This window comes from Microcoleus sp. PH2017_09_SFU_O_A, from assembly GCF_020738625.1.
GTDB lineage: Bacteria > Cyanobacteriota > Cyanobacteriia > Cyanobacteriales > Microcoleaceae > Microcoleus.
In genome coordinates this window covers 62,096-71,163 of record NZ_JAEQCF010000040.1, presented here as the reverse complement: position 1 = coordinate 71,163, position 9,068 = coordinate 62,096, and the positions used below count along the sequence as shown (strand labels likewise).

The 9,068-nt window shown below is 45.8% G+C and carries 4 protein-coding genes; all 4 read right to left on the bottom strand.

Going from position 1 to position 9,068, the window contains the following annotated elements; genetic code table 11:
• Positions 1–127: 127 nt before the first annotated feature.
• The 4 genes from JGK16_RS16685 to JGK16_RS16670 all read right to left on the bottom strand — a co-directional run bounded on the left by JGK16_RS16685 (position 128) and on the right by JGK16_RS16670 (position 9,030).
• The gene (locus tag JGK16_RS16685) at positions 128–532 is read right to left on the bottom strand and encodes a four helix bundle protein (protein ID WP_293183875.1); all 405 of its coding nucleotides are present in this window, start codon (positions 530–532) and stop codon (positions 128–130) included.
• A gap of 73 nt (positions 533–605) precedes the next feature.
• Entirely contained in the window at positions 606–3,620 is a 3,015-nt protein-coding gene (locus JGK16_RS16680) for a peptidase domain-containing ABC transporter (RefSeq protein WP_293191404.1), read from the bottom strand.
• A gap of 610 nt (positions 3,621–4,230) precedes the next feature.
• Positions 4,231–4,980 (bottom strand): peptidylprolyl isomerase, encoded by a 750-nt coding sequence (locus JGK16_RS16675; RefSeq protein WP_293183871.1) that lies wholly within the window; start codon positions 4,978–4,980, stop codon positions 4,231–4,233.
• 126 nt (positions 4,981–5,106) lie between these two features.
• Complete coding sequence (locus tag JGK16_RS16670; protein ID WP_293191402.1) at positions 5,107–9,030, bottom strand: glycosyltransferase; 3,924 nt, start codon at positions 9,028–9,030, stop codon at positions 5,107–5,109.
• Positions 9,031–9,068 lie beyond the last annotated feature (38 nt).

Here is a 9,068-nt window from a genome sequence, read left to right as displayed (position 1 = left end):
GGAATTGGGAATTGGGAATTGGGAATTGGGAATTGGGAATTGGGAATTGGGAATTGGGAATTGGGAATTGGGAATTGGGAATTGGGAATTGGTAATGGGAATTGGTAATGGGAATTGGGAGTTTTTTTTATTTACGATCGATATCAGATATTTTATCAATCATTTTTTCTTGCTTACCACCTATTGAGTTTAGATAAGCATTTAGCTTTGGCGACAAGTCATCAATTATTGGTTGGAATTTATTTACCTGTTCTATTCCCAACAATTTTCTAGCATATGCCAGTCTCAACAAACTGATTGTTTCATACAAAGAGCCTCTGGCAATCTTCACAAAACGCCGATTGTCTTGATAATTATACCTGCCCCGTCCTTCTGCAATATTAGCACAAACACTATCGGCTGCACGTACAAGTTGTTTCCCCATAGTATCTTTCGTAAAAAAGTCCCACTCTTTGACAATAAACCAAACCTGATTTGCTAGTTTTTCAGCCAACTTGTAAACATCCAAATCTTCAAAATCCGGTCTACTCATATCCCAACCCTCTATTACCTATTACCCATTACCTATTACCTATTACCTATTACCTATTCCCCATTCCCCATGATTATGTGTTCGATGACTCTTGTTGTTGGAATAGGCAGTAGTAACGCCCTTTCAGAGCCATTAATTCTTTATGAGTTCCGCGCTCGACTACAGAACCTTGATCCATCATAATTATTATGTCGGCGTTTTGGATTGTAGTCAGGCGGTGAGTAATGAAAAACACCGTGCGGCCGGCGAAAGATTCTGCTAAGTTGTTGCAAACTTGGCGTTCGGAATGGTAGTCCAAGGCGCTTGTAGCTTCGTCCAAAATCAGCAGTTTCGGGTTTTGCAAAATCGTCCGGGCGATCGCCAAACGCTGCCGTTGACCCCCAGAAAGCGACGCACCACGTTCTCCCACCACCGTATTGTAACCAGCGGGCAAGCCCATGATAAAATCGTGAGCTACAGCTAATTTCGCAGCTCGTACAATCTCATCCGTACTCGCATCGGGATTGCTCAGAGCAATATTTTCTTGGACAGTACAGTTAAACAGCAAAGTATCTTGCAGTACCACGCCAAGCTGACTGCGGAGCGAATATAATTCCACCTTGGCAATGTCATAGCCGTCAATAAAAATCCGGCCCGAAAGCGGGGCATAAAGACGCTGCAACAGCTTCATCGCCGTACTCTTACCGGAACCGCTTCCCCCCACAATTCCCACAAAACTGCCCTGGGGAAATTCCAAGTTCACATTCGCCAATTGCAGCGCGCCGCTCTCTAGGAATCGGAAGGAAACCTCTTCATAGGTAACCTGCCCTTGAATTGCCGGCAGCGGGATATTGCTCCGGTCTTCCTCGCTGGTTTCCGTGGGTTTGTCGATGATATCCTTGAGCATATCGATCGACATCGAGACCTCTTGGAAACTCTGCCACACGCTCACAAACCTGAGGAGCGAACCAGTCACGTTACCGGAAATAATTCGGAAAGCAATCAACTGACCCAAAGTAATGTCATTGCTCAGTACCAAATAAGCTCCCACCCACAACTGAGCCAAGTTACCCACTTGGTTTAAAAAACCACTAATCGTACCTGCCGTAGTCCCGGTCAGAATTGTTTTAAAACTGGCTGTAATATATTTTGCGTAACGGCTAGACCACTCCCAGCGGGATTTCAATTCAATATTTTGAGCCTTAACAGTTTGAATTCCGCTGACTACTTCCACTAGATAGGATTGAGAGTCAGCAAAACGCATATTTCTTTGTTTGATCAGGCGCAGCACCAGCGGATTGATCAGAACAATCATCAGCGCTAGTACCGGGACAACTGCCAAAGATACGAAGGTTAGTTTCACACTGTAGGAGAGCATCACGGCGACGTAAACCACCGAAAATACTGCATCGAGAACCACTGTCAGAGCGGTACCTGTCATGAATTCCCGAATCTGGCCCATCATGCTGAATTTGTAGACCAGATCTCCGACGCGCCGGTTGTCAAAATAACTCTGGGGCAGCCGGAGCAAGTGGTCGATTACCTCCGCACTCAATTTGACATCAATGCGGTTGGAAGTATCTACAAATAAGAAGGTACGCAAACCGTTGAGGAGTCCTTCAAATAGGGCAACACCTAACAGAAACGCACCCAAAATATCCAAGGTGTCGATGCTGCGCTGACCTAATACTTTATCAATAATTACTTGGCTGATTAAAGGGTTGGCAAGACCAAATAGTTGCACAAAAAACGAGGCGAGCAATACCTCAATAAATACTGTTTTGTGTTCCATCAGCGCCGGCACAAACCACCAGAAGCTGAACTGCTCTTTTTGTTCGACTTGCGGCTCTTGCAGCAGCAGGACTTCTCCCTGTTCTCCCCAGTCTTCTCTAAACTGAGGTACCCGCATCCGCATCAGCCCCTTTTCTGGGCTGGCTAGTACCAATTCTTGCTCGGTGATGCTGTAAACAATGGCAAAGCTATCTAGGAATTTAATCATGACCGGAGCTTTGATCCGGTTGATCGCATCTGCTGGCACTTGCGCCAATTGAGGGGTCAGGCCGATGCTTTGGGCGATCGCCCCACAGGCTTGCAGATTGATAACACCAGCGGTTTTTAACTGATTTTCTAGAACTTTGCGGATGATATCCCGACGAAATTTGATACCAAAATACTTGCTCAACATTTGGAAGCAAGCTAGCGGGGCATCTATTTGCCCTTTGGCGGGGAAAACTGGATATTTCCCCGCATCCTTTGGTGCGTCGATTTTGGATTCTGGGGGACGAGGTGGGGCGATGGGTACATCATCAAAAATGATGCCTCGCTTTTTCCCTAAGCCTCCTGTTCCTGTGTCTGTCTCGCCAGTTAAGGGATCTTCTAGCTCTGATGGTGATGCTGAGGGTTGCCGGAAGCCTACCAAGCGGGCACCGGCGCTGCCTTCTACTTTTAAGGATTTGGCTGCCTTTTCAACAGAGAAGCGGCTGCCGGTGGGAAACTCGCCCAAGACGCCGCTGCTGACTAGCCAAATTCGATCGGCATCTAGTTCGTTAGCGAGGTCTTGAGTTTTTTTGTTACCCTTTGGGACGTTGACAACTGTCGCGTCTTCCCAAGCTTGCCGAGTTAGTTCCTTGAGATCCGAAGTGCCGTCGGCTTGGCGCTGCAATTCCAGGCTCAACAGTTCAAACACTTCGCTCAAGGAAGAGTGAGCGTGAAAAGCTTCTCCAAATGTCGGCTGTTTTTCCAGTACACTCAGGAAATCTTCAGCAGGTAGGACGATCGCGATTACATCTGTAGAGGCGATCGCAGTTTCGCAGGGAACTCCCCTGAGCAAACCCGCCCAGCCGAGAATTTCCTGCGACTGCACCAACCGCAAACTGACGTGGCGTTGCGATCGCTGGTCAAAGCCCAGCAGCCGGGCCTGACCTTGATAGATAATTGCCACCTGAGTCGGCATTTTTTCGCGTTCAAACAGGGGTTGCCCCGTCCGGTAGCCCAGGAGTTGGCATTTAGCCACCAAGGCTGTTAGATCCGTCTCTGACAGTCGGTCAAAGGGAGGTGTTTGAGCTAAGAAATCCTGAATTTGGGTGAGGGAAACAGCGGAAGAAGTCATCCAATTTTCGATTTTTGATTTTTGATTTTTGATTGAAGAATTGAGCCTACAGCCTTTACCGTTCAATTACAGACGCGGATGAGAGGGGCTGTAGCGGGCATAAGTCATCCAATTTTCGATTTTTGATTGAAGAATTGAATCCACACATCAATCCAGAGTGTTTTTGTGACGATGCCAAGGTTTTTAAAGTCTCCAAGGATAAATCCGGGGGCCGATCGCCAAATTAGTTTCGGTCATCGGAAAATGTGCGTGGAAACCCCGTCCTTGTACAACTGCTCTATATTTGATACAATTTTAGTGGTCAACGACCCACCCGCGACGATGGAGACATAAACCCTAACACCAAAGTTTGCGAACAATCGCAACGGGGCAGAAAAATCGGTAGACCGGGAAAAGAGGACGGGGCAATGGTAAACATCCCTAGAATCAAAACAGTCAATCAGAATTCCTTTTGGGTTTTCGACACATAAAAACCGCTGGACTAGCGGGGTTAGTCTGGGGAGCGAACATAAGACCATAAAACTCCTTGTGGGTAGAGGCAGTTGCATTGAAGCAGAAACTCAAATCGTGAGGTTTGGGAATCCCCACGCCTTCAGGCGGGGGGAGGATGTCAAGATATTGAAGAGACGGAAGAGAGCGGCTGTAGCGGGCCTATTTGCGATATTTGTTCGGCGAGCCAGCTTTCAAAGAGTTCGTTAATCAGGTGCAGCCGCATCGATTCGTCGAGCTGGGCCGGCATGAACTTTTCTAGTCGAATAATTACCATCCATTCTGCCAGAGGACGCGGCGTCCAGAGTTGATTTGGCTGGCTGACTGATAAAAGTTTACTGATTGCCGGGTGAGGCTGACTGAGGGGTACTGGACCCAACAGGCCGCCAGACTTGGATTCGGGGCCTTCGGAGAAGTCGCGAGCTACTTCAGCAAAGGTTTGTTCCCCTTCCAGGATGCGGAAGTAAAGTTCGTTTGCCAGTGCTGGATTTTTGGTGCGTACCAGGGAATAGACTACGTGGTCTAGACTGGCTTTGCGGGTTAAAAAATAATTATCTACTTTAGGTCTCCAAGTCTCTTGCTTAAATTTTTCGATCAGCAAGGGCCTGACGGCCATCTCTTGAAGTTCTTCTTCTGTCATATTTTGACTCCGCAGCCAAGCTTCTCTGGCGTCGGGGGCTGTCAGTTGGTGCTGTACCAGAAAGTTCTCGACGGCGGATTTGCGTTCTTCGTCGCTGCAACTAAAGGATGCGATCGCTTGGTCGATGATTACACCCCGCAAGAATTGGGGCATCAACTGGTAACGCTTCAGGAGCGATGGCATATCCTGAGCTTGCAGTAATTTATCGCCTATTTGAAAAAGTCCTGTCATTTTTTAATCTCCAACTGACTTGCGCTTCCCCTTTTAATTTAGCTGTGGCAGGAAAAGAGCGACAACCACTAACCCCTCAATCTCCCGATGATAGCAGAGCGTTAAGAAACCTAGCGCTATAGCTGTCTATTTCTTGACGCTTTGCATCCAGACGGGGTTCCTTTCAAATAGTTTGCCTATTTGATGGGAGTAAGCGCGACTGTCGAGAATTTTGGGATTTGCCGCCATTGTTTGCTGGATTCGATCCCGATAGCGCCGGCGCAGTTCTGGGTTTGTTCCCAGTGCTGTACTCAGTTCTATATAAGAGTTCTCGCTATGTGCTACCAGTTCCGGAAGTTGTAGTTCTTCGAGGACTGCTGCAAATTGTCCCGATCGAGTTTTTTGCCCTTTTCTTGCCACTACAGGCAACCCGGCCAACAGCGGTTCAGCAAAGGGGCCGGCATCGCTGTATGGATAGGAGTCTAAATATATATCAGCCAATTCCAGACATTTTATGCAATCTGCACGATTTGATAGCGCTCGTATCACAACTACCCGCTTTTTGTCAATTCCAAATTCCCCGAAAGTCGATCGAATTTGGTGGTAAAAAGGCACCGTCGGATAGTTTTCGGTGCGCGATCGAAAGGGATACAAAACTAAAATAGAATTCGGTACACCCGCAATAATTTTTGCCCAAGTTTCTCGCAATTCTGGGATAATTGTCCGAGCCCGAGCACAGGACATGAACACTACAGATTCATCGGTGGCTCCCCAACTGCTGCGAGTCGGTTCAACGGTGGCAGGGGCTAACTCTACAGGATAGCTGAAACAAACTCCCGACCCTTCTAAAGTAATTAATTTTTCGCGATACTCTGGTGCATCTGCCGGCAAAGTCAAATCTCCGACAATCAAACAATCGATATTGCGGGCTGCGGTAGTGGCGGGAGTGGATGCAGCGGTAGCAATTTGCACCCGCGCCAGTCGGTGCAAGCACAGCAGCGCGCTGGGCCCGGAAGTGTCGGCGATATTGGTGCTAATTAGCAGAATATCTAAATCGTGCGATCGAATTTCCTGCACTTGCTGCGGCAAATCTTCCGAAAGTTGGACTAGCTTGTCGGCGCAACTTTCGCAATATTTCCCCAGTTGCTCATCTTGTACCTGGAAATGATACACGATAACTTCAAATTTGTCTCTGTCTAAATATTCAAAACCTGAAAGAGCAGCAAAAGTCTCAAATTCAGCACTAATTTTGTAGAGCAAAAAGCCGACTCTAACTTTAGTTCGTCGAGGTGATCTATCAGCAAAATTCCAGTCTATTTTAGAGCCAATATTTTTGAAGTGAAATTCCAGAATATCAGCTCGCTGGCTCAAGACATTGACCAGATTTTTGTCACTTAAATACAAAGCTTTGAAGCTAACACTTTGTGCCACAAAAGCCGCCAAATAACGCCAAACTTCCGAATCTGGAAAACTGGCGATATTAGCAGACACGTACTCGATTAGCTGCTGGAAATATTGAGAATATCTTTCAACCTCTCCCGTTTGTTGAAAGCAAGCCGGAGACTGAAATAGGAAATTCAAAAAATCGTCAAAAAACCACTGGGGAATTGCTGCATTTTTATACTCTAGCGGCAACTGATAAGCATCGCAGTACAGCATCGCTGCCAGAGAATATTGAATCTTATCAGCAACTTCCCCTGCTTCAGCAAGTTTAGAAGATAACTGCTGGACAAAACTTTGTTCCGACTCCGTTAAACTTTCATATTTGAGGCTGCTATCTAGGAGCAATTTATGAGCTTTCCCTGCTGCTTGCGAGTAAGCAGTTTCTAATGTTTCGGCGGTCAAATTCAGCCAATACTCAGCTAGCTGTTGGCGGTATTGGCGCATTTTTGCCAGAATAGACTGGTTTGATGGCAATTTTTTGTATTTTTCAACCAGTGCTGACAAGTCAGATATATTAGGCTGGGTTCTAGATACCAACTTTTGCCGGATTGTCTGTTTAATTTGTTGATTTAGGAAACTGTAATCAGGACTATTTAGGAGTTTCTTGTAAAATCTGACGACATCTTTATGATTTTCCCCAGCAGCGAAGTTTTTCCAGGTTTGTTGTTCGGGATGAATCCGCAGTGACGAAAGTTTTTCGTCTACAAACCCGACGTGATAGTTTCCCATGATCCGCCACCACATATCTAAGTCTACATACTGAGATAATCCTGAATCAAACAATCCTATTTCGCCAAAAACTCGGGCGGCAATTAATACGGTACTCGGTTCGCCAATTTTGTTGATGGGGTTGTTCAAGCAGTTAGCATCTGCTAGCAAGTCTTTTCCGGGCTGAATAGATTTTAAATTCGACCAACTTTTGTGCAAATCTTTGATTGATTGGGAAGCTTTCCGCAAAATTGGGTGAGATTCATCTTCAGCGATGGTGATGCCGCGCGGGGAGAAAACCATACCTATGTCTGGGTTTTGTTGGGCGGTGGCGACCATTTTGGCGATACATTCTGGTGCCAGCAAGTCGTCTTGAAACAGAAATTTGATGTATTCACCTTTGGCTTGCTGGATGCAGAAGTTCCAGTTTTGCGATAAGCCGTAGTTGCGGTGCAGGATGATGCGGAAGTCGGCGGATGTTTGCGATTGGAAGGATTGGGCGATCGCAATTGTGCGGTCTGTGGAGCCGTCGTCGGATACAATTAGTTCTATGTTGCGGTAAGTTTGGGCGATCGCGCTTTTGATTGTTTCCTCAATAAATGCCTCTCCGTTGTACGTCGGAATGCAAATGCTTACCAAAGGCTGCCAGCTTCGCAGTTCTACTTTTGATTGAATTTGTGGGTTTGACTCTCGGAATTCAGCTTGGGGATGAGATTGCTTCGTTCCTCGCAATGACAAGGAATTTTGATTGAATTGGGCCCAAATTTTTGCAGGCTCTGCTTTGACCATTCGTGACAGAGGCAAATTTTGAAAATTATCGGTAATCTCGGCAATATATTCGAGACGTTTTCTAATTTTACTCCCTGTAACTTGCGGGTTGAGTAAAGTCTGAATTTCCGCAGCAGCTACCACTCCAATTTTTTGAGATTCTTGGTAATTATTAAAAACATAGCCCATTAAATCAGCAGCGTGTCCGACATCCGGTTCGGCCCAAACATTGCCTTTTTTATAAGGCCCGCAATCTTCCTCGATTGGGACTAACTTATACTTAACTAAAAAGCTATTCCCAACATTCATAAATTCTGTATTTGATGAATAACCGGTGGCAATTACAGGCTTACCATAAAACATCGCTTCAGCCATTGTCAAGCCGAATCCTTCGCAGCGGTGCAGCGACACGTAACAATCGCAACTGTAAAGCAAACCGTTGATTTCATCTTTGGATAAATACCCGTCTTGATGTCTGATATTTGCAGAATCATCTATGGCAAAATTCAACAATTCTAAATCTTTGAGATTTTTGTCGGAGTTGGAAGATTTGATCAGCAATAATACGCGGTCATCTTCACCAAAAGCTGTTTTAAATGCTTGGATGACTGCCAAAGGATTTTTGCGTTCGATGCGGCTACAAAAGTCGAAGACAAACAGAAAAATAAATTTATATTTAGGTAAATGCAGTTCTTCCCTGCTGAGGGAAGGTGCAGGTAAAAAAATACTGGGCATGATTTTGATGACTGGAATTGGCGAAGCTTGAGAAATTGCTTCAGCACAAGAATTGCTGTAAGTCCAGATTTCGTGAAAGTGATTAAATGCTGGCTGCCATTCGCAGGGAAATGCGGGAAGTTCCCAGGCCCAAAAGCCGATATTGTATTTATTTTCAAAATAGCTGGAACCTCTATCTTTGATAAAAGTTTCAACTTCATCAGCGTTGACTTGAATTAGATTTACCGGATGGGGATTGTCTGGGCTAAAGTTTTGATATGTGGTGTCTTTTTTGCGGTGGGGACTGCGGGTAAAATTGTTGATAGCCAAGGTAATTCCGGCGGCTTCTGCGGCTCTGATGTTGGCTCTTACTCCTTCTCCTATTCCAAATTCGCCGTTGATGTAGCCGGCGATGTTAAGTCCTAAATTATAGTTCATAGTTTTTAATGTATTGAGCAAATTGTTGTGTTATTTTT